19 protein-coding genes are annotated in these 22,496 nt (G+C 63.2%); 13 read left to right on the forward strand and 6 right to left on the reverse strand.

Translation table 11 applies throughout. The annotated features are described in order from the left end of the window. Positions 1–779 precede the first annotated feature (779 nt). Positions 780–1,412 carry a LuxR C-terminal-related transcriptional regulator gene (locus GE027_RS20480; protein WP_153559092.1) on the reverse strand — a complete coding sequence of 211 codons (633 nt, stop codon included), beginning with the start codon at positions 1,410–1,412 and terminating at the stop codon, positions 780–782. Between the two features lie 233 nt (positions 1,413–1,645). Here GE027_RS20480 and GE027_RS20485 point away from each other — a divergent pair, with 233 nt between their 5' ends. Beyond that, positions 1,646–2,140 carry a hypothetical protein gene (locus tag GE027_RS20485; RefSeq protein ID WP_153559093.1) on the forward strand — a complete coding sequence of 165 codons (495 nt, stop codon included), beginning with the start codon at positions 1,646–1,648 and terminating at the stop codon, positions 2,138–2,140. Positions 2,141–2,743: 603 nt separating this feature from the next. On the opposite strand, the gene GE027_RS20490 is transcribed toward GE027_RS20485, so the two are convergent. Continuing rightward, entirely contained in the window at positions 2,744–3,322 is a 579-nt protein-coding gene (locus GE027_RS20490; protein WP_153559094.1) for a sigma-70 family RNA polymerase sigma factor, read from the reverse strand. 86 nt (positions 3,323–3,408) lie between these two features. Here GE027_RS20490 and ruvB point away from each other — a divergent pair, with 86 nt between their 5' ends. Further along, positions 3,409–4,467, forward strand: a complete 1,059-nt coding sequence (gene ruvB / locus GE027_RS20495) for a Holliday junction branch migration DNA helicase RuvB (protein WP_153559095.1) — start codon at positions 3,409–3,411, stop codon at positions 4,465–4,467. 296 nt (positions 4,468–4,763) lie between these two features. Here the strand turns inward: ruvB and GE027_RS20500 are convergent, their stop codons facing one another. Together GE027_RS20500 and rarD are read right to left on the reverse strand one after the other, a co-directional pair. Beyond that, positions 4,764–7,820, reverse strand: a complete 3,057-nt coding sequence (locus GE027_RS20500) for a hypothetical protein (protein ID WP_153559096.1) — start codon at positions 7,818–7,820, stop codon at positions 4,764–4,766. Positions 7,821–7,942: 122 nt separating this feature from the next. After that, positions 7,943–8,884 (reverse strand): EamA family transporter RarD, encoded by a 942-nt coding sequence (gene rarD / locus GE027_RS20505; protein WP_153559097.1) that lies wholly within the window; start codon positions 8,882–8,884, stop codon positions 7,943–7,945. Between the two features lie 394 nt (positions 8,885–9,278). On the opposite strand from rarD, the gene aroF reads away from it, so the two are divergent. The 9 genes from aroF (at position 9,279) to GE027_RS20550 (ending at position 17,494) form a co-directional block, all read left to right on the forward strand. Continuing rightward, a complete protein-coding gene (aroF, locus tag GE027_RS20510) occupies positions 9,279–10,325 on the forward strand; it encodes a 3-deoxy-7-phosphoheptulonate synthase (RefSeq protein WP_153559098.1) in 1,047 nt (348 codons plus the stop codon). A gap of 491 nt (positions 10,326–10,816) precedes the next feature. Beyond that, complete coding sequence (locus GE027_RS20515) at positions 10,817–11,785, forward strand: class I SAM-dependent methyltransferase (RefSeq protein WP_153559099.1); 969 nt, start codon at positions 10,817–10,819, stop codon at positions 11,783–11,785. Positions 11,786–12,246: 461 nt separating this feature from the next. Beyond that, entirely contained in the window at positions 12,247–12,444 is a 198-nt protein-coding gene (locus tag GE027_RS20520) for a hypothetical protein (RefSeq protein ID WP_153559100.1), read from the forward strand. Between the two features lie 363 nt (positions 12,445–12,807). Next, positions 12,808–13,770, forward strand: a complete 963-nt coding sequence (locus tag GE027_RS20525) for a 3'-5' exoribonuclease YhaM family protein (protein WP_153559101.1) — start codon at positions 12,808–12,810, stop codon at positions 13,768–13,770. A 98-nt stretch (positions 13,771–13,868) separates the two neighbouring features. After that, entirely contained in the window at positions 13,869–15,341 is a 1,473-nt protein-coding gene (ffh, locus tag GE027_RS20530) for a signal recognition particle protein (RefSeq protein WP_153559102.1), read from the forward strand. A gap of 197 nt (positions 15,342–15,538) precedes the next feature. Beyond that, positions 15,539–15,910, forward strand: coding sequence for a 30S ribosomal protein S16 (rpsP, locus tag GE027_RS20535; RefSeq protein WP_390621616.1), 372 nt, complete (start codon positions 15,539–15,541; stop codon positions 15,908–15,910). A gap of 18 nt (positions 15,911–15,928) precedes the next feature. Then, positions 15,929–16,660 (forward strand): tRNA (guanosine(37)-N1)-methyltransferase TrmD, encoded by a 732-nt coding sequence (trmD, locus tag GE027_RS20540; RefSeq protein ID WP_153559104.1) that lies wholly within the window; start codon positions 15,929–15,931, stop codon positions 16,658–16,660. Between the two features lie 5 nt (positions 16,661–16,665). Next, a complete protein-coding gene (gene rplS / locus GE027_RS20545) occupies positions 16,666–17,019 on the forward strand; it encodes a 50S ribosomal protein L19 (protein ID WP_153559105.1) in 354 nt (117 codons plus the stop codon). Between the two features lie 19 nt (positions 17,020–17,038). Then, on the forward strand, positions 17,039–17,494 hold the full coding sequence (locus GE027_RS20550) for a YraN family protein (protein ID WP_153559106.1): 456 nt from the start codon (positions 17,039–17,041) through the stop codon (positions 17,492–17,494). 697 nt (positions 17,495–18,191) lie between these two features. On the opposite strand, the gene queC is transcribed toward GE027_RS20550, so the two are convergent. Continuing rightward, entirely contained in the window at positions 18,192–18,893 is a 702-nt protein-coding gene (queC, locus tag GE027_RS20555) for a 7-cyano-7-deazaguanine synthase QueC (protein WP_153559107.1), read from the reverse strand. A gap of 4 nt (positions 18,894–18,897) precedes the next feature. Beyond that, positions 18,898–19,143, reverse strand: a complete 246-nt coding sequence (locus GE027_RS20560) for a hypothetical protein (RefSeq protein WP_153559108.1) — start codon at positions 19,141–19,143, stop codon at positions 18,898–18,900. A gap of 249 nt (positions 19,144–19,392) precedes the next feature. Between GE027_RS20560 and GE027_RS20565 the strand changes: the two genes are divergently transcribed. Both GE027_RS20565 and GE027_RS20570 read left to right on the forward strand, forming a co-directional pair. Continuing rightward, complete coding sequence (locus GE027_RS20565; protein WP_153559109.1) at positions 19,393–19,878, forward strand: hypothetical protein; 486 nt, start codon at positions 19,393–19,395, stop codon at positions 19,876–19,878. A gap of 678 nt (positions 19,879–20,556) precedes the next feature. Then, on the forward strand, positions 20,557–22,362 hold the full coding sequence (locus GE027_RS20570; protein WP_237607698.1) for a peptidylprolyl isomerase: 1,806 nt from the start codon (positions 20,557–20,559) through the stop codon (positions 22,360–22,362). Positions 22,363–22,496 lie beyond the last annotated feature (134 nt).

The following is a 22,496-nucleotide window of genomic DNA, read 5'->3' on the forward strand; positions in this document are numbered from 1 at the left end:
TGTTACCGACCGAATTCCAGTCGCATTTCTGGCGAAATTATGACTGTAGGGATTTCGGGGCTCTGAAGGGGCCTGTGCCGAATTGTTGAGAATTTTGGAGAGGCGTTTTTTGGGTGCGACCGACCGGGCCGGATGAACCGACCGCGCAAACAAAAAAGTGCGACCGCTGCAGCTGAGCGATCGCACTTCGATAGATGGGTTCGATTTGGTGGGGTGGATAAATCAAAGGGGTCAGCGACGGTCTTACTTTTGGTCAACACTGATTCGGAAAAAGATTTCCGAATCCCTTGCTGAGAAGTCCAGCGTACTTGGGGGCCAGCCCCCAAACCCCCGAGATTTTTGGAGGCATGGCGAGTGGTGTTCGATGTGACATGCTCTAGACTCAAAGTGCTCGGTGAAACGGAGGTCGCCTCTGGTGAGAACCAACCGGCCAAGGGATAGCCGAGTCGATGGTGCGTCGATAGCGACAAACCGGGGCGGGCATCTGTCGCCTCTCCGAGGCTTTGCGTTGTCTTGGCTGACCTGTGGTTCCACCACCGACAGAGGGCTGTCGCCGCTTCCAGCGGCTGGAACCAATGATCGCTCGCCCGGAGGGCGACACAGGTTGCGCGCAGCTGTGCCGATCCTCCGGAGCTTTGGTTTGTTCGTTGCGGGCCCGGCCCGATGGGTGACGTCGGGAATCGTGCGGCCGCGAGTCCGGGGGCGAGACTCTGGATTCCAAAGTCTGGCGACTTCAGCTACGCCTGTGTCGCCTTGCAGCTGCGGTGACGGGCGACCTATCAGACGTTGTTGGCTTGCCAGGCGCGGCGGAGCTTTTGGACGGCTCGGTACTTTTCGTGGCTGACCGTCGGCGCTTCGATGTCCAGCTCGGCGGCGATGTCCTCGTGCGAGTAGCCCTGGCACAGCAGCCGCAGGATGCGCCGCTGACGCGCCGTCAGCTTGGCCTCGGGCAACTCCGCCAGCTCGTCCAGCGTCCAGTCGCGGCGGCGACGGTCGTCGATCGCGCGCTGCTGAAGGGCCGGATTGGCGTCCAGCGACCGCGGACAACGCCGACGCTGCCAGCGTTTGACGATTCGCCACACCGACCGATCCAGCTCTTTGCGCGAGCGTGCCTGACACTGCGGCAGATCGCTGGCCAGCACCCGCCGCGGACACCGCTCGAGCATCTCCACGATCAACTGCTGGGTGCTGTCGGACCACTGCGAAGCGGGCATACCGGCATTGCGAAAACTGGCAATCCCGTAGCTGCGAATCTGCTCCAGAGCCCGCTGCGTCGAGGCCCGCTGCGTCGAGGCCTCGCCGCGGACCGCGGTGGCCGGAGCCGCCGGGGCCTGCTCGGCAACCGCCGAGGTGGCACACGTCGCCCAGACCAAGCCGGCGGCCAGGAGGATCGCTGAATAACGTTGCAACATGGCTTTGTGGGAAAAACAGGGCGGTGCTGGAAACCGGAGAACGATCAAATCGTTCCCATCTTACCGGCTGCGACCAGGTTGTGCCCAGGCGAATCCCTCAAATCCCTACGACCGGTTGCAAGAGCAAATGGCTGCCAGGACGCGCAATCGGCCGTCGATAACGACCGTACCCGAATGGCTTTGCCAGTCGATCGGGGACGATTCTTCGAACCCAAGCCAACAGGATTGCAAGGATGCGTTCCGCGTTTGCCCTTTTGCTAGCCCTCGCCGTGTCCCCGCTGTGGGCCCACCACCCGCACCCGCACCCCCACACGATCGTTCCGCGGGAGCGCTGCGAGCCGATCCCGCCGCTGGGCAACCGCTTGCCGCCGTCCTACCGCCGGGTGTACAACCGGCCGACCTACCTGGGCGGCAAGATCGCCTACTACATCGCCCCGAGCAGCCAGGAAGCGATGAGCTGGCACGAACACGTGCACCGCGGCAGCTACCGCAACAAAGCCGGCCGGATCGAACCGATGTACCTCTACCCCAAACCCTGGGAAGTCCTGGCCGTGGGGCCGCGACCGGGTGGCCCCGAAGAAGAAATCGAGGACGATGTCATCGATCTAGCGCCCGAAGCCGATCCGATCCCCGTCCGCGACATCCCGCCGGCGGTCGATCCGGACATACCGATGCAGGAAGACGCCGGCATCCAGCTGGCTCCGCCGGTCGATCTGCCGGCGCCCTAGATACTTTCCCGTAGCCGAAGTCGCCAGACTTTGGGGGAAGGGAGAATTGAAATTTGAGATCTGAGGTGGCTCGGCCTTGGTGAGCGGGGGAGATTGCAAATTGCAAAATGAACATTGCAAATTTGGAATTGAAACTTTGCAATCCGCTGACTCCGGCGGAATTTATGAACGGCTGGGAGCGAAGGAATGTAACGTTTTCTCCCCTCTCCCCCGCGGCGCCGCGAGCGTCAGCGAGTGAAGCAGTGGTGGGAGAGGGGCCGGGGGTGAGGGGGCTCGGATGCAACGGAATGAGTGTTTGGGTACGATCTCCGATTCCCGCACCGCATCGAAATACGGAAGTGGTGCTGCTCTGCTGGTCCCCCCTCACCCCCACCCCCTCTCCCCCGAAGCCTGACTCGCTTAGGCTCGCCAGGCTTCGGGGGAGAGGGGAGTAAACGATTCTTCGCTTACGTAAATTCCGTCGGAGTCAGCAAATTTGAAATTGAAATTTTGCAATTTGCAATTTGCAATCGCCCCTTGGACGAATGCTAGCTCCGCCTATCAACCCTCAACCCTCAACCCTCAACCCTCAACCCTCAACCCTCAATCAACAGCCAGCCCTCCTCACCGCAGCTGCGTTCCGCCTAGGGTGGCCAGTTCGCGGCGGAGGGCTTTCATGCCGCGGTGCAGCAGTCCGGCCACGGCGCTGGTGCTCTTGTCCAGCCGATCGGCCACTTCGGACAATTTCAAACCTTCCAGGTAGTGCAGCCGCACCGCTTCGCGCTGCCCCTCGGGCAGGCTCTCGATGGCCCGAGCCAGCCGCAGCACGTGCTCGCCGACGGCCGCATCGTGGCTGGGCGTCGGGCCGCTGCCGGCCAGCCAGCCTTCCAGTCGCATCGAGGACTGGTGGATCTGCTGTTCGATCGACTGCTCGCGGCGCACATCGCGTTTGTCCCGGTGCATGTCGCGGTCCAGATGGGCGATGTTGCGGACCAGGATCTGCCGCAGCCAAGCTCGCAATTCGGCTTCGCTGCTGCCGCGAAAATCGTCGATCGCCTGCACCGCTTGCATCAGCGACTGCTGGACAATATCCGAGACGCCGACCTTGGCCTGGTAGGCGCGGCGATGCTTCAGCCGGGCCAGCATCCGCAGGTAGGGTTCGTACTGATACAGGTGGTCGGGGTCGCGAAGCGGATCGGTCATGAGTTTTTTGCGGCTCGCCAGCATGCGTCTCAAACGGTAAGATTAGATCGAATTCCCGTCTCGTTCGCAACGGACTGCCACACTCTATGGCTCGCGAAACCATCTACCAACAATCCGACTCCGACGACGACGATCGCCCCGAATCGTCGCCGGCGGAGGTTTCGTCGCCTGCGGAGGTACCGCGCAGCGAGGCCAGCGGTGAAGACAATAAACTGCGTCCCAAGCGGATGCGGGAGATGGTCGGCCAGCGGGATGTGATCGAACGCCTGCAGATCGCCATCGATGCGGCTCGCCACCGCAGCGAACCGCTCGGACACATCCTGTTCGACGGCCCGCCGGGGCTGGGCAAAACCACCTTTGCCACGGTGATCCCCAACGAAATGGAAACCGTGGTCCAGTTCGCCAATGGAGCGGGCCTGAAGGCCCCCAAGGACCTGATCCCCTACCTGACGAACGTCTCGGAAGGGTCGGTCCTGTTTATCGACGAAATCCACCGCCTGCCCCGCAGCGTCGAAGAGTACCTGTACACGGCGATGGAAGACTTTCGCATCGACATCGTCCTGGGCGAAGGCGTCAACGCGCGGACGCTGAACCTGGATCTGCGGCCCTTTACCATGATCGGCGCCACGACCCGCGCCGGGATGCTGAGCGGTCCGCTGCGCGATCGTTTTCAGATCCGCGAACATTTGGGGTTCTACCCGATTGAGGATCTGGCGGAGATCGTCCAGCGGAACTCGCGCAAGTTGAACATCCCGATCGATGCCGAATCAGCGACCGAAATCGCTCGCCGCAGCCGAGGCGTGCCGCGGGTGGCCAACAACCGCCTGCTGTGGATCCGCGATTACGCGCAAAGCAAAGCCGGCGGCGCGATCGACCTGGACGTGGCCCAGCGAGCCATGGACATGATCGCCGTGGATCGGCTGGGCCTGGACAAACAGGACCGAGCCTACCTGCAGACGCTGGTCCGCGTCTTCGCCGGCGGCCCGGCCGGGATCGAAGCCATCGCCCACACGATGAACTGCAGCAGCGACACGCTGGAGGACGAAGTCGAACCGTTTCTGCTGCGGTATGAATTGATCGTGCGAACGCGGCGAGGCCGGATGGCAACGCCCAAGGCCTACGAGCACCTGAAGACGGCGTCGTAGGTTGGTTGGTGGTTGATGGTTGGTGGTTGATGGTTGATGGTTGTTGGTTGTTGGTTGTTGGTTGTTGGTTGTTGGGAAGCCGGCGAGATTTCCAATCTGCTGACTCCGGCGGATTCTTTTGTATGAAAAGAATCGTTTACTCCCCTCTCCCACCACTGCTTCACTCGCTGGCGCTCGCGGCGCCGCGGGGGAGAGGGGAGAAAACGTTACATTCCTTCGCTCCCAGCCGTTCATAAATGCCGCCGGGGGCCCATGCTGACTCACAGGCTGGAAGCCTATGCCACTGGCGAGTTCAGCTACGGGAGGCCGATGCCACTGCGCTGCAGGAACCAGCGGGCGTGGCCCAGCCGCCACAGCGGTTCGCTGCCTAAATCGGCGAACAGATCGCGCTCTTTCTTGAAATACCAGCGCATCGCCGGACCCTCGTACGCGTGCGCGCGAAGCGCCTCGTACCCCTCAGCCGCTTCGCCGCGGCGGCGGTGATAGCGGACCAGGGTCAAGACGAATTGCGGTTCGAAGATATCCACCATCCCGCACAGCTGGTAAAAGGCCGCCTCGTAGGCTTCGTTCTGAGCCGCCGGGTCGGCGATCGGATGCTGTGCGGCCACGTCGGGCAACTCTCGGTACCCGATCGCTCGCACTTGACGGTACACCGCATCGACCGCCCAGGCGTACTGCTGGCGGCCGGCTGCGCCGGTGGGCATCCGGTAGGGCTCAGGCACCTCCGCATCGGGTCCCGGTGCCCCCATCGTCGCGGCTTCGATCGCCGCATAGGGATCGGCCGGCACAGGCAATCCGCCCAGCCGCTGGGCACAGAGGTCCAGCACTCGCTGGGTTGCCGCGATGACCTGCTCCAAATGCTGCTTGCGCAGCTCCGGCTGGTCGAGTGCCAGTAGGTACGTGCGTAAGGCCACCAGATCCTGGGAATCCGCCGCCGGCTGCCGCACCGACGCCAGCACCGCCTCCGCCGACTGGCCCTGTTGGCGACGCAGTGCGATCATCTCGGCCAGCACGTCGTTCGCATAGTCGCCTCGCCATGACGGCTGCTGCCGCGTCGAGCGGTCCAGACGCGTCTCGACCATTCCCAGCACGGGGGAGAACGGATCGCCGTCGCGAATCTCCGACCACACCCGCGCCGGCACGTGGCCACGCCCCGCGGTCAACGCCGGCGTGCTGCCTCGATACCGCACGAGCGACGCCCCTTGCGCCGCGGTCCCATTCCCGCGGGGCAACTTTGCAGGTGCGTCCTCGACGCGATGCCAGGACGATTCCGCAAGCGAAACGCCGCCGGGCCCCTGTGCCGGCCACCGCTGTAACAACTCCGGCGGACTCGCCCGCCACGAATCGCTTCGCTTCGCCCGACCGTCTGCCGGCATGGCGGCCTGAACCAACAACCAACCACGCTGGGGCTCGAATCCCACGATATCGCCGATCGAATGGTATCGCGCATCCATCCGGCCGGTCTCATACACCAACGTCACCTGCAGGTTCTGGTTCGGCCAGGTGCGGGCGCTGGCCTCGGACTGAAACAGATGACGCAGCGTGTAGTCGCCATGGCGAGGCGCCTCGCGGTACCAAAACCGACGCACGCCCGCACCACGCTGCAGCAGCGGAGCGGCGGCGGCAAGGACACTCGCCGGCACCTCGCTCTCGTCGACACCGCGGAGCGTTTCCGTAAAATGCACCGGAGCGACGACCACCTTATCGAGACCCCCGCTGCCGCCCTCCAGGGCAATCACTTGTTGCTCGCCGAGCGGCCGTGACCGGGTGGTGTGGACCGGACGAAAACCGCGCCGCCAACGCAGCGAAACGCCGCCATCGGTCGCCTCGAACGTGCGTCCGTGGCTGAACAGTTTCTCTTCGGCCAGCACGTAGCCGCCGCGAGCCGGCACGCTCAGCAGCGGCGGAAAATCGTCGTAACGCACGCCGTTGGAATGGGCGCTGCCGCTGACGCGCCGACCGGTCGCGTCGTACATCGTGGTGGCCAGCGAATCGAAAGGGGCCTGAACATGCGGAAACACCACGCGGCCGTCGATCGCATCGAGCGGAATCCGAGCGGCTAGGACGACGCGGTCGCCGGCGACCGAAGCGTGTTCAATCGACTTCACCGGCCGAAAACGCTTCGTCGACAGAGCTGCCTCGAGCGGCCGCGCGTAGTGGGCCGCCTGCGTTTCTGGGCCGCCGAGCGGGGCGGCCCGGACGATCAGCTGCAGCCGCTGCGGCGCGGCCAACGCGTCCCGCACCGCAGCCTCGAACGACACCTGCTCACGACGCACTCCTCGATACGCGAACTCGGCAATATCCGGCACCGTCGTCCGCGCCGGCAGCACCAGGAACTCCGGCGAAATCGGGGTCCGAGCGTTGACGACGACCGGCAAATGCAGCTCGCGGGACAGCTGGGCAAGCAACCGCACGGCATCGATGCGGTGCCGCAGTCGTCCCTGCAAGTTCACCAGCACCAGCTCACAACGTTGCTTGGCCGCAGCGTGCATCGCCGCGGTCAGGTCCGCCGGACCGTTGCCGGGCCAGTAGCCGAACCACTGGGCCGACGGTTGGCTGTTCGCCACGACCAAAGGCAAAATTTCGGGCAACCAGTCGCTCGACCAGCGGCTGGTCGACCCGCCGCTCAAAGTGGCGATGGCAAGGTGGAATTCCGCCGAAGCGTCCGCGGACGTTGCTCGAGCCTGCACGGCGACCACGCCACCGGCTAGAGAAAATACATGTGCCCGCGACCGTTGGCCGGCGGGAATTCGAAACCGTTCGTCAGGTTGCAGTTGCAGGTCCAGATCCAGGTCGCAGCCGACCAGCCAGTTGCCGTCGGCATCGATCGCCACGACCACGTCGCAGGGCAGGTCTGCGGCGGCGAGCACCGGCCAGGGGCTGCCCGGCGCCGGCTGGGACTGACTGGCCGCCGGCTGGGGCTGACTGGCGAGCCACCGTTGACGCTCATCCTCGCCGGGCCGAACCCGGTGCATCCACACGCCGCACAACCAGCGAGTCTCGGGCGAGGTTTTCCAAGCGTCCGGGATCGCGATCGCTCGGCCGCTGGGCCCTCGCACCGTGTTCGCTTCGATCGCCAGGGCGTCGTCGGGGCAAGCGACCAGCCGAACCATCGCTTCGGGATTGCCGCAGGGATCCAGCCCTCGCAGGGACGTGTGCAGCGTCGCAGCCGTATCGGCTGTCGCACCGGCCGTGGCAAAACCGTCAATCCAGCCGATCCGCCGCCGTTGCTCGTCCTCCCCTGAGGAGGACTGGGCGATCGAGTCCGGAGAGAGCGCCGCGGCGTCGCTCGCCGGCTGCTGGCGGGTTCCTTGGCCCGCAGCGGTCACTGCCAAGCCCAGCCACAGCCCCACCAGAGACAGATTGAAAACTTTCGAGCACGAAATGAAAGATTTCGAGCGACCGACGAAAGATTTCAAGCAAATGATGAAAGATTTCAAGCACGTCGTGACAGAAATCGAGCAAGGCATGGAAATTAGGGCGTTTCGATGGCGACTGGCCGGCGGAGCGTCAGGGCGTCGGCGCGAAGTTTGATCAGAAAGATCAGGATACCGCACCAGACGAAGGCAAAGCCAATCAGTTTCGAGCTATCAAAGGGTTCGCCGGCCACGACGGCCCCGACGAACAACTGCAGCGTCGGGCCCACATACTGCAGCACGCCGATCGTCGACAGCGGCACACGGTGGGTGGCCAGGGCGAAGAGGGTCAGCGGGGTGATCGTCACCAAGCCGCCGCAGACCAACAGAGCGGTGGTGGTCCAGTCGCCGCCGGACATGGCTCCTCGGCCTTCGGATTCCACCCAGGCCAGGTAGGCCAACGTCGGCAGCACCATCACGGCCGTTTCCAGCCAGATGCCCATCAGGGCCGGCAGCGGCGCCTTCTTTTTGATCAATCCGTACACCGCAAACGTGCCGGCCATCGCGATCGCCGGCCACGGCAGTCCGCCCCCCATCACCGTCATCACCGACACGCCGATCGCCGCCATGGTGATCGCCACCCATTGTTGCCAGGCCAAGCGTTCGCCCAGGAACACCACGCCCAACAACACGTTCAGCAGCGGGTTGATGTAGTATCCCAGCGACGCGTCGAGGATCCGGTCGTGGGTGACGGCGTAGACGAACGCCAACCAGTTGACGGCGATCATGGCGGCCGCGATGGCGTAAATCGACCAGTAGCGGAGGTTAAAAAATATCCGTTTAAAAGCCGCCCAGCCGCCCAACTGTCCAGCGCTCAGCAGCACCGGCATCAGCAACGACAGCAGCACGAAGGACCACAGTACGCGGTGGGCGACCAGTTGTTGGGCATCGATCTGGCCCAGCATTCGCCAGTACAGCGGAAACAATCCCCACAGTGTGTGCGCTGCAACGGCACATACCAAACCGATACGCAAGCGAGCGGGATTTTCGTCGGCGAACATCGGCTTCCGGGGTAACAATGAAAACGCTGATAATGACCATGCATGGTGCGAAACCGCCACGGTTTTGCCTAGCCGGGCGGGGCGGTTTTGCAGCCTGCCTGCCGCCGCGATTCGACTTGTCAGGACGACACGAGCCGATCATACTTGGTTCGATGAGCACGCGATTTTGGTATGACTGGCGTTTTACGTTTCCCTCGGGATCCGAGGGGCCGGTCGGTGTATGCCGATTGCAAACGTCGTTTTGCTCGATTCGCTAGAACGCTCGTCAGCGAACCATGAAACGTCAGCCCCGAAGATCCCCAGCGGTCTTCGGGGCTTTTTTTTTGCCCGCCTCGCATCCCTTTTCCCCTTCGTTTCCGCATCCACCTTATTCCAAGAAGAAGAGACCGAACTCATGATCGTCGTAATGGAAACCAACGCCACTCAAGAGCAGATTGATCACATGGCCGAGCGCGTCCGCAACCTGGGCCTGAAGGCCAATGTCATCGTCGGCACCCAGCGGACGGTGATCGCCGCGATCGGCGAAAAGCGTGAAGACACCAAGGAATCGCTGGCCAGCGGTCCGGGCGTCGCCGACGTCGTCCCGATCATGGCCCCCTACAAGATGGCCAGCCGCGAAGTCCGGCCCGAGCCCAGTCAGGTGACGGTCCGCGACTTCCGCGCCGGCAACGGCGTGTGCGGCGTGATCGCCGGCCCCTGCAGCGTCGAGAGCGAAGAGCAACTGCTCAGCACCGCTCGGGCGGTCAAAGCCGCCGGAGCCACGGCCCTCCGCGGTGGCGCGTTCAAGCCGCGGACCAGCCCCTACAGTTTCCAAGGCATGAAGGAGGAAGGCCTGAAACTGCTGGCCGCCGCTCGCGAAGAAACCGGACTGGCCGTGGTGACCGAGATCATGAGCACCGACGACGTGGATCTGGTCGCCCAGTACACCGACGTCCTCCAGATCGGCGCTCGCAACATGCAGAACTACCGGTTGCTCGAAGCGGTCGGCAACGTCGACCGCCCGGTCCTGCTCAAGCGCGGCGCGTCGGCCACGATGGACGAGTTCCTGTTGGCCGCCGAGTACATCCTGAACGAGGGCAACGAGAACGTGATGCTGTGCGAACGAGGCATCCGCACCTTCGAACAACACACCCGCTTCACGTTGCCGCTGGCCACCCTGCCGTACCTGCATCGCCGCACGCACCTGCCCGTGGTGATCGACCCCAGCCACGGTACCGGACACACCTACATGGTGCCGGACATGGCCGTCGCCGCCGTGGCCGCCGGAGCCGACGGCTTGATCGTGGAAGTCCATCCGGACCCGGAGAACGCGATGAGCGACGGATACCAGTCGCTGGAGTTCGGTCAGTTCGAAGCGATGATGAAGAAGTGCCGCGCCGTGGCCGACGCCCTGGAACGCAACATCGACGGCTGCCCGGCAAGCGAAACCTGTACGTCGTAGGCGAGAGGCGAGTGGCGAGTGGCGAGAGGGCGAGAGGGCGAGTGGCGAGTGGCGAGAGGGCAGGGCAGGGGAGGGGAGTATCGAGATTCGCAGCGAGGAATCAGAATTGGAACGATTCGGTGAATCTGAAATCTGAAATCTCAAATCTGCTAGCTCTAACGGATTCTATGTACGACAAGAAAAGATTTCTCCCCTCACCCCCGGCCCCTCTCCCACCACTGCTTCACTCGCTGACGCTCGCGGCGCAGCGGGGGAGAGGGGAGAAAACTTTGCCTTCTACCGCTCCGAGCCAACCATAGAATCCGTTAGAGCCAGGAAATCTCAAATTTGAAATCGAGCACGAGCACGAGCACGAGCACGAGCACGAGCACGAGCACGAGCACGAGCACGAGCACGAGCACGAGCACGATTCGAACTCACCACTCACCACTCACCACTCACCACTCACCACTCGCAACTCGCAACTCGCAACTCGCAACTCACCACTCACCATGACCGCTCAAGATCGTTCGCTTCAGCAGTACCACCAACTCCTCCAGCTCAACGCGGCCAGCCACCTGCTGCGGATCGCGCGTCAGTGCGGCCTGCTGGATGAACTGGCAGGCGGCCAGAAGACGGCCGAGCAGTTGATCGAGGCGCTGCAGTTGCGGCCCGAGCCGGCTCGGCACCTGCTGGCGGCGCTCCGCGCCACCGGTGCGATCGAACGCTACGGCGACGACTACGCGCTCGCCCAGGTCACGCGGCTGCTGTGCCAGTACGACGCCGACCTGGGCGATCAGATGTGGCAGCGGTTTGGCGAGTCGCTACGGGAGGAGGTTCCGGTCGACGCCCAGCAGTACCGCGACAGCTTGGCGGCCACCCAGTGGACGCATACGCGCTCGGCCATGGAAGCCGCCGAGATGCTGAACATCGGCGAGGACCGTCCGGGGCCGCGGATCCTGGACCTGGGCTGCGGCTCGGCCGTGTGGAGCTGTGCGATGGCGTACCGTGATTCGTCCAGCCGCGTCACGGCGGTCGACAACGCGGCGGCCTTGGCGGCGGCCACGTCGACGGCTCAGTCGATCGAGCTGGGCGACCGCTTCGACTCCATCGAAGGCGACCCCCACGAGGTGGACCTGCCCGCCGGCCAGTTCGACCTGGTGATCCTGGCGCAGCAACTGCACGGCGAATCGCCCGACCGCGGCGCCCGCTTGCTCCAGCAGGCTCAGGACGCGTTGGCCGACACCGGTGAGATCGTCGTGATCGACCTGTTTCAGACCAACGCCGACCCGGGCGCGGCGGTCAAGCTGGCCGAGGCGCTCGAGGCGGTAAAGCTGGAACTGTGCACCGAATCCGGCGCCGTCCGCTCGCCCCAGCAGACCGAGCAACAGCTGCACCGCAACGGCTTCCGCTCCGCCCAGTTCTCCTACCTGCCGTCGAGCCACATCAACCTGGGCATGGTCGTCGCCCGCAAAACGTGAGTCCGTAGCGGAAATCTCGCCAATTCGCAGCTGAATTCGCCAGAGTTTGGTTGTCGGTTGTTGGTTGTTAGTTGTTGGGACGTCTAACACACAATCGTGCTCGTGCTCCTGCTCGTGCTCGAAACCACCCGGGACGGTGTCGCCTGCACCCTCGCCGCTGAAGCGCCGCGACCGCCTTGCAGTTCTTGCGCGGACCGCTGCGCTGTCGTTCGATGGCGAGCACCGCTGCGCTGAGTGCGAGTACGAGTACCGCTGCGCTGAGTACGAGTACCGCTGCGCTGAGTACGACCTTACATCCAACCAACAACCGACAACCAACCCCTACAACGGGCTTCGATCTCGCCCCGTCAGCCGCTCCCGTCCGTTTCTCCTCCAGCCTTCGCCGGCGACTGACCGATACTCTTCTTTTACGGCGTGCTGCGCCGCTTGCCGAATTGCGTTTCACGCCCCAGGATCCACTGATGTCCAGCATCCCCGCTCCGGTTCGCCAAGTTCTGGCGGCCCAGAACTACGCCATGGCTCAGAAAATCGACACCGCAGTGCTGGGCAAACAGCTGGATGCGCAAAAACAGGCCGGCGACAGCGTCAACGAATTGCTGGCTCAGAACGTCCAGGTCCAACAACAGCTGGCCGCCGGGCACTTGGACGTGCGAGCGTAAGGCTCATCCCGCAGTCCCGGACTTCCGCGACCGGAGTTGTCGCTGGAGTCTAGCCTTTAAGCACGTCGGCATAAATCTTTCGGTGAAACCCCGCGACAACACCCTCCCGCGCAGAGGGAGGGTAAAGCCGAATGAAAGGTTGCGACGTGCTTAGGCGATCAGTAGCAGCGTTTTCTGGGCGGCTGAAGCCTGGACTCCAGCGTCCTCCAAAGCCTGGCGACTTCGGCTACGGGGGGGGAGCAGGGTGGGGTGGCGGCGAAAATGGGTCGTTCGCCGGCTCGCGGGTTGAGCAAACCGCGGCGGTCGGGTGCAATGGCGTCATTCGCTTCCCTCGCATTGCCCGCCCGCAGAAAGGCTTCCCCCATGGCTCGCCGCTTCGTCAACGAACTATCCGAACAAGAGACGCTGGACGAGGTCTTCCGAGCGGCCGACAAACAGCTGCGAGCCAACCGTCAGGGCGGCAAGTACATCCTGATGAAATTGGCCGACCGCACCGGCACGATCTCGGCCATGCTGTGGAACGCCGACGAAAAGATCCTCGCCTCCTTCGACCGCGGCGACTTCATCCGCTGTCAGGGCCGCACCCAGCTGTACAACGGCAACCTCCAAGCCATCCTCACCGAAGTCTCCCGCGTCGACCCCGACCAGGTCGATCTGGCCGACTTCGAACGCTTCGACGCCCGGGCGGCCGACGATCTCGAAAGCCGCCTGCGGGAGATCCTGGGCGGCCTGAAAAACGTGCACCTGCGGCGGCTGGGCGAAGCTTTCCTGGCCGACGAACCCTTCATGACGCGGCTGAAAATGGCTCCGGCCGCCGTCACCAACCACCACGCCTACCCCGGGGGGCTGCTGCAGCACACCCTGGACCTGATCGATCTGGCCGCGGCGATCGCTCCCAAATACCCCAACGTCGACTTCGAACTGGTCACCTTCGGCTGCTTCCTGCACGACCTGGGCAAGATCGAAGAGCTGTCGGCCCACAGCGAAGCCACCTACACCGACCGCGGCCAACTGGTCGGCCACATCGTCATCGGCGTGCAGATGCTGGGCGAGAAACTGGCTGCCGTGGCCGCCGATTCCGGCGAGAGCGTCCCCGACCAACTGCGGTGGCAGCTCGAACACTTGATCCTCAGCCACCATGGCCAGCTGGACTTCGGCAGCCCCAAGGTCCCGATGACGCTCGAGGCGATCACGCTGCATCACCTGGACAACCTGGATGCCAAACTGGCCGCGGCCACCTCGGTCATCGAGCACGACGTCTCGGCCGAGGGCAACTGGACCCACTACAACCCCACGATGGGGCGGAAATTCTGGAAAGGCCAGTAAGCATTTACAGGTCCGCCCCCGGTCGACTAGAATTCGGGGCTTTCCTCCGTCCGGAACCCGCCGGATAGGCTCGCAACGTCTGAAAAACCCACTTCACCATGTTTGATTCGCTCTCCGAAGGCCTTCAATCCGCCTTTAAAAGCTTGCGCGGCAAAGGCAAGCTGACCGAGAGCAACATGCGCGAGGGGCTGCAGACCGTCGAGCAAGCGCTGCTCGAGGCCGACGTCAGTTATCCGGTCGTCGAGCAGTTCATGCAGCACGTGACCGAGCGTGCCCTGGGCAAACGGGTGTTGCTGAGCCTGCGGCCGCACGAAGAGCTGGTGCGGATCGTCTACGAGGAACTGGTCGAGATCCTCGGGCCGGTCGACGCTTCGCTGCACCTGAAAAAAACCGGCTGTACGGTGTTGATGCTGTGCGGGCTGCAGGGTTCGGGAAAAACGACCACCTGCGGCAAACTGTCGCAATTGCTGCTGGAACAAAAGATCAAACCCACCCTGGTGGCCGCCGACCTGCAGCGCCCGGCCGCCATTGAACAATTGCACGTGATCGGCCGTCAACTGGACGTGCCCGTCTACAGCGACCCAGGCGAGAAAGACCCGGTCAAAGTCTGTCAGGCCGGCGTCAAACAGGCCGAAGCCAACGGATCGCGGGTCGTCATCCTGGATACCGCCGGCCGCTTGGCGATCGACCAGGAGTTGATGGCCGAGCTGAGCCGGATCGACAAGAAGGTCAGCCCCGACCAGGTGTACCTGGTGGTCGACGGGATGACCGGCCAGGACGCGGTCAACAGCGCCGGGGCCTTCAACGCCGAGTTGGAACTCGACGGCGTCGTGATGACCAAGCTGGACGGGGACGCCCGCGGCGGGGCCCTGCTGTCGGTCAAGAGCGTCACCGGAGTGCCGATCAAATTCATCGGTACCGGCGAACACCTGGACGCCCTGGAGCCGTTCCGGCCTGAGGGCATGGCCAGCCGCATCCTGCAGATGGGCGACATGGTGGCCGCGGCTCGCGAAGCCCACCGGATCGTCGACGAAGAAGAGCGGGAGAAGCTGGAAGAGAAGATGGCGTCGGGCGAAATGACGCTGGACGACTTCAAACAGCTGATGGAAAAAATCGCCAAGCCCGGGCTGATGGGCAAAATGATGTCTCTGATTCCGGGCATGGGTCAGATGAAAGAGATGCTGGACAACGAGGACGTTACCGGCGGCGTCGCCCAGACCATCGGCTTGATCAACAGCATGACCAAGGCCGAGCGGCGGGATCCCAAGATCATCGACGCTCCTCGCCGAGCCCGGATCGCGGCCGGTGCCGGCGTGCAGGCCCCCCTGGTCAACCAGGTGGTCAAGCAGTTCGAGCAGATGAAGCCGTTGATGAAGATGATGGCCGGCGGCTCGGCGGCCGACCGCATGCAGATGATGCGTCAGATGCAAAGCGGTGGGATGGCCGGCAACCCGATGATGAACATGAAGGTCAAACAGAATACCGGCAAACGCCTGAGCAGTGCCGAGAAGGCCAAGCAGCGCAAGCAGCGCGAAAAACAACTACGCCGAGCGCGTCGCGGCAAAAAATAATTCCGACGCGGTGTTTCACACTGGATGTCCGAACGGTTCGGACGTCCTCGGTGGCGAGAGCCATCTGACGACTAAACGAAAGTGAAGTTTTCAGGCCGTAATTCATAAGTGAGTTTCAGGAGTAATTAAGCGTGGCAGTACGTATCCGTTTGAAAAAGTTGGGCCGCACCCATCGTCCCTACTTCCGCCTCTGTGCGATTGACCAACGGTCCCCTCGCGATGGTCGAGTGATCGAAGAACTGGGTCACTACGATCCGATGATTCCGGAAACCGACGCCCGAGCCCAGCTCAAGGGCGAACGCATCAGTTACTGGTTGAGCGTGGGCGCCCAGCCCAGCGACAAAGCCGGCGTGCTGATCAAGAAATACGGCGAAAACGGCACCCATCTGGAGCAGCAGCAGGCGGCTCTGGAACGCTTGGGCAAACGCAAGGAGTACGAATGGACTCCCGCTCCGGCGGCCCCGGCGAAACCGGCCAAGAAGGAAGAGTCCGCCGAGCAACCCGCCGCCGAAGACGCTCCCGCCGCCGAGGGCGAGGGTGAACAGGCCGCGGCCGAAACCACCGAATAGACGGTCATTGGTGCGTCGATGCGGTTTGACATCGTTACCCTGTTCCCGGCGATCTTCGATGGTTACCTGACTCAGAGCCTGCTGCACAAAGCGATTCAGCGGCAATTGGTCGAGATCCATCGCCATGACCTCCGCGACTGGTCCCACGATCCCAAACACCACAAAATCGACGACCGACCCTTCGGCGGCGGCCCCGGAATGCTGATCCAAGCTCCGCCCACCGTCGAATGTGTAGAAGACATCGAACGCGCAAGTCCCGTTCCCGCGCGACGAATCCTGCTGACCCCGCAAGGCCGCCGACTGGACCAACCCCTGGCCGAAGACCTCGCGACCAGCCCCCGGGTGCTGCTGCTGTGCGGCCGCTACGAGGGCTTTGATCAACGCGTCCTGGATATCCTCCAGCCCGAAGAGATCAGCATCGGAGATTTCGTCCTGAACGGCGGTGAAGTGGCGGCGATGATTGTGGTCGACGCGGTCGTCCGACTGTTGCCCGGCGTGCTCGGTGACGAGCTAAGTAATTTCGATGATTCGTTCAGTCGCGGAAACCGAATGCTGGAATTCCCCCAGTACACCCGGCCCCGTGAGTACCGCGGTCATCGCGTCCCCGAGGTCCTCCTCGAGGGCGACCACGGACGCATCGCCGCCTGGCGGGCCGAGGCGAGTTTGCAGCGGACCACCCAGCGACGCAGTGACCTGTTGCCAGATCAAGCAAACACAAACAAACACGAAAACTCTCCAGACTTTGGATAACTCAGATGACTCATAAAATCATGGAACTGGTGGAAAAGTCCAGTTTGAAAGACGACGTTCCGCAGTTCGACATCGGCGACTCGGTCGATGTCCACACCAAGATCCTCGAAGGCGAAAAAGAACGCATTCAGGTGTTCAGCGGCACGGTGATCGCCCGCAGCGGCAGCGGCACCCGCGAGATGTTCACCGTCCGCCGGATCGTCGCCGGCGAAGGCGTCGAGCGCAAGTTCCCGCTGCACAGCCCCCGCGTGGCCAAAGTGGAAGTCAAACGCAGCAGCGTCGTGCGACGCGCCAAACTGTACTTCCTCCGCGATCGCGTCGGCAAAGCGGTCCGCCTGAAAGAACGCCGCCGCACCTAGACGCCGCAGCCGGCCCGCTATGGCCCTACGAAACCTGCTTCAAAACGCCGGTCGCCTGCTCAGCGACTGGCGTTTTGGCACGATTGATCCCACCGCGCCGCTGGGTCGCCGCGGCGAACAAGCCGCCGCACGGCTGCTCCGCCGCAAGGGCTACCGCATCATCGCCCACAGCGAGAGCGACCGCGGCGGCGAAATCGATCTGATCGCCGTCTATCGACGCACGATCGTATTCGTCGAAGTCAAGACGCTGGCCAGTACCAAACCCGGTCATCCGGCCGACCGCGTCGACGATGCCAAACAACAACAGGTGACCCGCGCGGCCCTGCGTTTTCTGAAACGTCATCACCTGCTCGAGCACCGCGCCCGCTTCGACGTCGTGGCCGTCTGGTGGCCCGGCGGCGAAGGCCAGCCCGAGCGGCTGGAGCACTACGAGAACGCCTTCGAAGCCGCCGGCGAAGGCCAGTGGTTCCGGTAAGTTTTCGGTTGAGTGGCGAGGGGCGAGTGGCGAGGGGCGAGTGGCGAGGGGCGAGTGGCGAGTGGCGAGTGGCGAGTGGCGAGTGGCGAGTGGCGAGTGGCGAGTAGCGAGTGGCGCAGCAGCCACGGCAGTGGCGACATGTGGTAGCCCCAGGCGCGAGCCTGGGGTGCCGCCCCCACACCCGCGCGCTAGTCCCAGAGGGACGACACGAATCTCGGTGCCAACCTTCCTGTCGCCCTTCCAGGGCTGTTGTTCGTAATGTTTACGTTTCCCCGGGCTCGCGCTTTGGGGCTACCACAGACAATCGCTACGCGATTCGGGAACATTCGTTCCCGTACATAGATTCCGCCGGAATCAGCAGATCCCGAATCTCCTGACTGCGGCGGATTCGATGTGCGGACAAAAACGATTTCTCCCCTCTCCCCCAAATCCTGGCGAGCCTAAGCGAGCCAGGATTTGGGGGAGAGGGGGCGGGGGTGAGGGGGAATTGCAGGGTGGGTTCGTCAGTGCCGCGTCTCGCTTCGGGACGCGCAGTCCAATCCGCTGCAACGCTTCAGCCAGTTGCACCCGAGCCCCCTCACCCCCGGCGCCGCAGGGGAGAGGGGACAAAACGATTCTTCTCATACCGTGATTCCGCCAGAGTCAGCAGATCCCAGATCTCGCCCTTCGCCTCTTGTCCAAAGGCTGGCGACTTCGGCTACGGAGTCGAGGGATCTTCTAATCCGTTCTGTTCGAAGCCGCGGCGGCGGAGCAAACAGGCATCACAGCGGCCACAGGCGGCGCCGCCCTCGAGCGGGTCGTAGCAGGAATTGGTCAGCGAATAATCCACGCCCAGCTCTAGGCCGCGAGCGATGATCTGGGCTTTGCTCCAGTGCAGCAGCGGGGCGTGCACGCGGATCGCCCCGGGTTGCTCCACGCCGATTCGCGTGGCCAGATTCGCCAGCCGCTCGAACGCTTCGATGAACTCGGGCCGGCAGTCGGGGTAGCCGCTGTAGTCCAAGGCGTTGACGCCCACGAACAGATCGCGAGCATCGAGCGTTTCGGCCAGGGCCAACGCCAGGGACAGAAAGACGGTATTGCGGGCCGGCACGTAGGTGACCGGAATGCCGCTCGGCAGGGATTCAACCGAGTCGCTTTTGGGAACGGCGATGTCGCCGTCGGTCAGGGCCGAACCGCCGAACTGCGCGAGGTTGATGTCGACGACGCGGTGCGATGCCACGCCCATCTGTCCGCTCAACCGCCGCGCACACTCCAGCTCGTACCCGTGCCGTTGGCCGTAGCGAAAACTGATCGCATGCAGCGCGTAACCTTCGCGCTTGGCGATCGCCAGACAGGTAGCGCTGTCCAGGCCACCGCTCAGCAGCACCACGGCCGGACGTCCAGCTACCGGTTCACTCATCGTGTCAGCTCTTGGCGGGTTCGATTTCTTTCAGGCTTTTGCCCAACCGCTTGCGTCCTCGCGTCGAGGACGTCACGCGTTTGGTACCGGTTTTGGACGATTGCTCGCCATCTCGCAAGAGGGCGGCCACGCCGGGGTGCAATTGATCTTCGTCGGCCGGGGTGCCCAGTGTGTCGATCGCATCGCTGACACCCAACAGCACCGATTGCCGAACTCCGTCGCGCAACCAATTGAAAAAATTGACGTTCATGGTGCGATGGAACCTCGCTTGATGTGTTAAGTCGGTGGTTTGTGGCCGGCGGCGGCCACGGCAATACCGTCCTGATACGCAACTGCCCGGCGTGCTGTCCAGAGCGGATCGAGGTCGCCGGCAGGGCATTTTCCGGCCGGCTCGCCCGTAACATCCACGCTCCTATGCCGCTTTGCCAGGCAAGCGGCGGGATCGTTTGCCCGCCGCCCGACATACCACTGACGGGAGACAGAGACGATGTTCAGAAAAATGACGTTCAGAAAGTTTTTGCTACGCTTCACCGCCACGACCGCTTCCCTGGTCCTGGTGGCCGCCACAGCTCACGCCCAGTCACCAACCCAGTTGGCCGACGACGCCGATCAGTACAACGCGTACGTGTACAGTTACGTCAGTACGGTCTATGCCGACGGCATCGCCGACGTGGTCACCAGCGGCGAAGCAGGCAATGTGGCGGAATTGATTGCCGAATTGACCGACGATGGCTTCATGCACTGTTACGACGCTCTCGTCAACGACGACGACACGCTCTGGGACGATGCCGCCGACGACTTGGAGCTGGCTCACATGTGGTGCTTCACGCTGCAGGTATTCACCGAAAACTCGCACCCCAGCAGCATGCAGAACCAGATCAGCACGTTGATGTGGAACCTGGAAATCGCCGCGGAAAACGCTCGTGACGCGGTGCCCATGCAAAAGTTGATCTGGCCGCGCAAACAGCCGCGAAGAGGCCGCTAACGGATTCTATGTAGGGGAACGAACGTTCCTAAATCGCGGAGCGATTGATTGTGGTAGCCCCAAAGCGCGAGCCCGGGGAAACGTAAACATTACGAACGGAAGCGGCGCCCCGAGCTTCGCACGCCAACCGTAGGATCCGCCGGAGTCAGGAGATTTGAAATCTCCTGATTCCGGCGGAATCAAGGTATGGGAAGAATCGTTTTCTCCCCTCTCCCCCGCGGCGCCGCGAGCGCCAGCGAGTGAAGCCGTGGGGGAGAGGGGCCGGGGGTGAGGGGGCTCGGGTGCACCTGGCCGAAGCGTTGCATCGGATATGCCTGGTGCGTACCGCAGCGAGGTGCGGCACTGACGAACCCACCCTGCAAATCCCCCTCACCCCCGCCCCCTCTCCCCCAAATCCTGGCTCGCTTAGGCTCGCCAGGATTTGAGGGAGAGGGGAGAAATCGTTTTTGTCCGCACATCGAATCCGCCGGAGTCAGGAGATTTGGGATCTGCGGACGGTCGAACACGAGCACGAATCACACTCGCCCCTCGCCACTCAACCAACAACCAAAATCCATCTTGAGTCAATCTGGAAACTTTTCTAGGATTCGCCGGCAACCGACGTGTGGCAGCCCTCGAAGTTTCGTCTTGCCAACGTCTCCGTTACCGAACAATCGACTGGTTCAAGGAGGAACCGACATGCGCCTGTGGACCCAACGTGCAATGCTTCCGCTGTGGTTGGCCCTTGGTTTGGCCGGCGGCATCACCCTGCCAGCGGCTGGTCAGGAGGCCAGTAACGACCTGGTGGCGGTGGTCAATGCCGACCCGATCACCCGCGACCAATTGGCTCAGGAAGCCGTCCGTCGTCATGGTGCGGAGGTCGTCGACGAGATGGTCAATCGCTACCTGATCGTCCAAGCCTGCAAAGCCAAAGGCATTCAGATCACCGGCGAACAGGTTCAGGATGAGGTGATTCGGATCGCCAAGAAGTTTGGCCTGACCACCGAATCCTACCTGCAACTGCTGCAGGACGAACGCGACTTTACGCCCGAACAGTACAGCCAGGACGTGGTCTGGCCGATGTTGTCGCTGCGAGCCCTGGTGGCCGACGAAGTGGAAGTCAGCGAAGCGGAGATCCGCAAGGCGTTGGAAAGCCAGTACGGAGCGGCCGTGAAATGCCGCATGATCATGGTCAGCAGCCGCGCCAAGGCGGATCAGCTGCGGCAGATCGCCGTGCAGGCTCCGGCGGAATTCGGCGCCCTGGCGATGCGCGAAAGCGAAGACGAAACCAGTGCCAGCGTGCACGGCTTGATCCCGCCGATCCGTCGTCACACCGGCGATGCGGAGTTCGAGGAACTGGCCTTTGCCCTGAAAGACGGCGAGATCTCTCGCGTGTATCCGCTGGGCGATCAGTGGGTGATCCTGCAGGCGGTCCGCCACATGCCGGCCACCTATCCGGCCCCCCAAGCTCTGCCTCTGGTGCAGCAGCAGATCCGCGACCGCCTCACCGACGAAAAGGTCCGCGTGGCCGCCTCCAAACTGTTCGCCAAACTCCAGCACGACTCCAACGTCGTGATGGTCCTGGGCGACGACAAACTGGAATCGCAGTACCCCGGCGTGGCCGCCATCATCAACGGCCAGAAACTGACCGTCGCCAAGGTGGCCGCCGAATGCATCGAACGCCACGGCGAAGCGGTGCTGGAAGGCGAGATCAATCGCAAACTGCTCACCCAGGCCCTGCGGAAAGCCCAAACCCGCGTCGAACAAACCGACCTGGATAACGAGATCCGCCGCGCGGCCGTCTCCTTCGGCTACGTCGATGCGGCCGGTAATCCCGATGTCGACGCCTGGATGAACGCCATGCTGGGCGAAGCCGAAGGCCGCGTCCGCGAGCTGTACGTCCACGATTCGGTGTGGCCGACCGTGGCCCTGAAAAAACTGGTCGAAGGCCAAGTCGACGTCACTCAGGAAGACATCCGCAAAGGTTTCGAAGCCAACTACGGACCGCGCTGCGAGATCCTGGCCTGCGTGCTGGGCGATCAACGCACCGCTCAGAAGGTCTGGGACATGGCTCGCGCCAACCCGACCGACAAGTTCTTCGGCGAACTGGCCCATCAGTACTCGATCGAACCGATGAGCCAGAGCAACTACGGCCGCGTCCCGCCGCTGGCTCGGCACAACGGCCAGGACACGCTCGAACGCGAAGCCTTCAAGCTGCAGCCCGGGGGCGTGGAAGCGATGAGCGGGATTATTTCCACCGGCGCCAACCGCTGGGTCATCCTCCGCTGCGTCGGCTACACCGAGCCGGTGGTCAAGGAACTGGACGAGACGGTTCGCGAAGAACTGTCGCGGAACATCTTCGAGAAGAAGCAGCGGTTGGCCATGGCCGAAGTCATGGATTCGCTGAAGGAATCCGCCCAGATCGACAACTTCCTGGCCAAACGCACCCAGCTGGGCAGCCGCATCCGCAAGGTCTCGGCCACCAGCAAGACGACCACCAAGTAGCTCGGCTGTCCCAGCCGAGAAGGGTCCAAAGTAGCTCGGCTGTCCCAGCCGAGGCAAACCACGGCTCGGAGAGCCGTGCTACTTTCGCTCGTCTAAAGCCTGTGCCAGCGGCGCCGCTCGGTCGTCCGAACGCA

Source organism: Roseimaritima sediminicola (genome assembly GCF_009618275.1).
Taxonomy (GTDB): Bacteria; Planctomycetota; Planctomycetia; order Pirellulales; family Pirellulaceae; genus Roseimaritima; species Roseimaritima sediminicola.

What these genes read in the sequence shown, in the direction of transcription:
- GE027_RS20485 (WP_153559093.1), top strand. Translation starts at nt 1,646, where the DNA reads ATGCGTTCCGCGTTTGCCCTTTTGCTAGCCCTCGCCGTGTCCCCGCTG.
- trmD (WP_153559104.1), top strand. Translation starts at nt 15,929, where the DNA reads ATGCGGTTTGACATCGTTACCCTGTTCCCGGCGATCTTCGATGGTTAC.
- aroF (WP_153559098.1), top strand. Translation starts at nt 9,279, where the DNA reads ATGATCGTCGTAATGGAAACCAACGCCACTCAAGAGCAGATTGATCAC.
- GE027_RS20550 (WP_153559106.1), top strand. Translation starts at nt 17,039, where the DNA reads ATGGCCCTACGAAACCTGCTTCAAAACGCCGGTCGCCTGCTCAGCGAC.
- GE027_RS20570 (WP_237607698.1), top strand. Translation starts at nt 20,557, where the DNA reads ATGCGCCTGTGGACCCAACGTGCAATGCTTCCGCTGTGGTTGGCCCTT.
- queC (WP_153559107.1), bottom strand. Translation starts at nt 18,893, where the DNA reads ATGAGTGAACCGGTAGCTGGACGTCCGGCCGTGGTGCTGCTGAGCGGT.
- ruvB (WP_153559095.1), top strand. Translation starts at nt 3,409, where the DNA reads ATGGCTCGCGAAACCATCTACCAACAATCCGACTCCGACGACGACGAT.
- GE027_RS20560 (WP_153559108.1), bottom strand. Translation starts at nt 19,143, where the DNA reads ATGAACGTCAATTTTTTCAATTGGTTGCGCGACGGAGTTCGGCAATCG.
- GE027_RS20515 (WP_153559099.1), top strand. Translation starts at nt 10,817, where the DNA reads ATGACCGCTCAAGATCGTTCGCTTCAGCAGTACCACCAACTCCTCCAG.
- GE027_RS20490 (WP_153559094.1), bottom strand. Translation starts at nt 3,322, where the DNA reads ATGACCGATCCGCTTCGCGACCCCGACCACCTGTATCAGTACGAACCC.
- GE027_RS20565 (WP_153559109.1), top strand. Translation starts at nt 19,393, where the DNA reads ATGACGTTCAGAAAGTTTTTGCTACGCTTCACCGCCACGACCGCTTCC.
- GE027_RS20480 (WP_153559092.1), bottom strand. Translation starts at nt 1,412, where the DNA reads ATGTTGCAACGTTATTCAGCGATCCTCCTGGCCGCCGGCTTGGTCTGG.
- rplS (WP_153559105.1), top strand. Translation starts at nt 16,666, where the DNA reads ATGACTCATAAAATCATGGAACTGGTGGAAAAGTCCAGTTTGAAAGAC.
- ffh (WP_153559102.1), top strand. Translation starts at nt 13,869, where the DNA reads ATGTTTGATTCGCTCTCCGAAGGCCTTCAATCCGCCTTTAAAAGCTTG.
- GE027_RS20520 (WP_153559100.1), top strand. Translation starts at nt 12,247, where the DNA reads ATGTCCAGCATCCCCGCTCCGGTTCGCCAAGTTCTGGCGGCCCAGAAC.
- GE027_RS20525 (WP_153559101.1), top strand. Translation starts at nt 12,808, where the DNA reads ATGGCTCGCCGCTTCGTCAACGAACTATCCGAACAAGAGACGCTGGAC.
- rarD (WP_153559097.1), bottom strand. Translation starts at nt 8,884, where the DNA reads ATGTTCGCCGACGAAAATCCCGCTCGCTTGCGTATCGGTTTGGTATGT.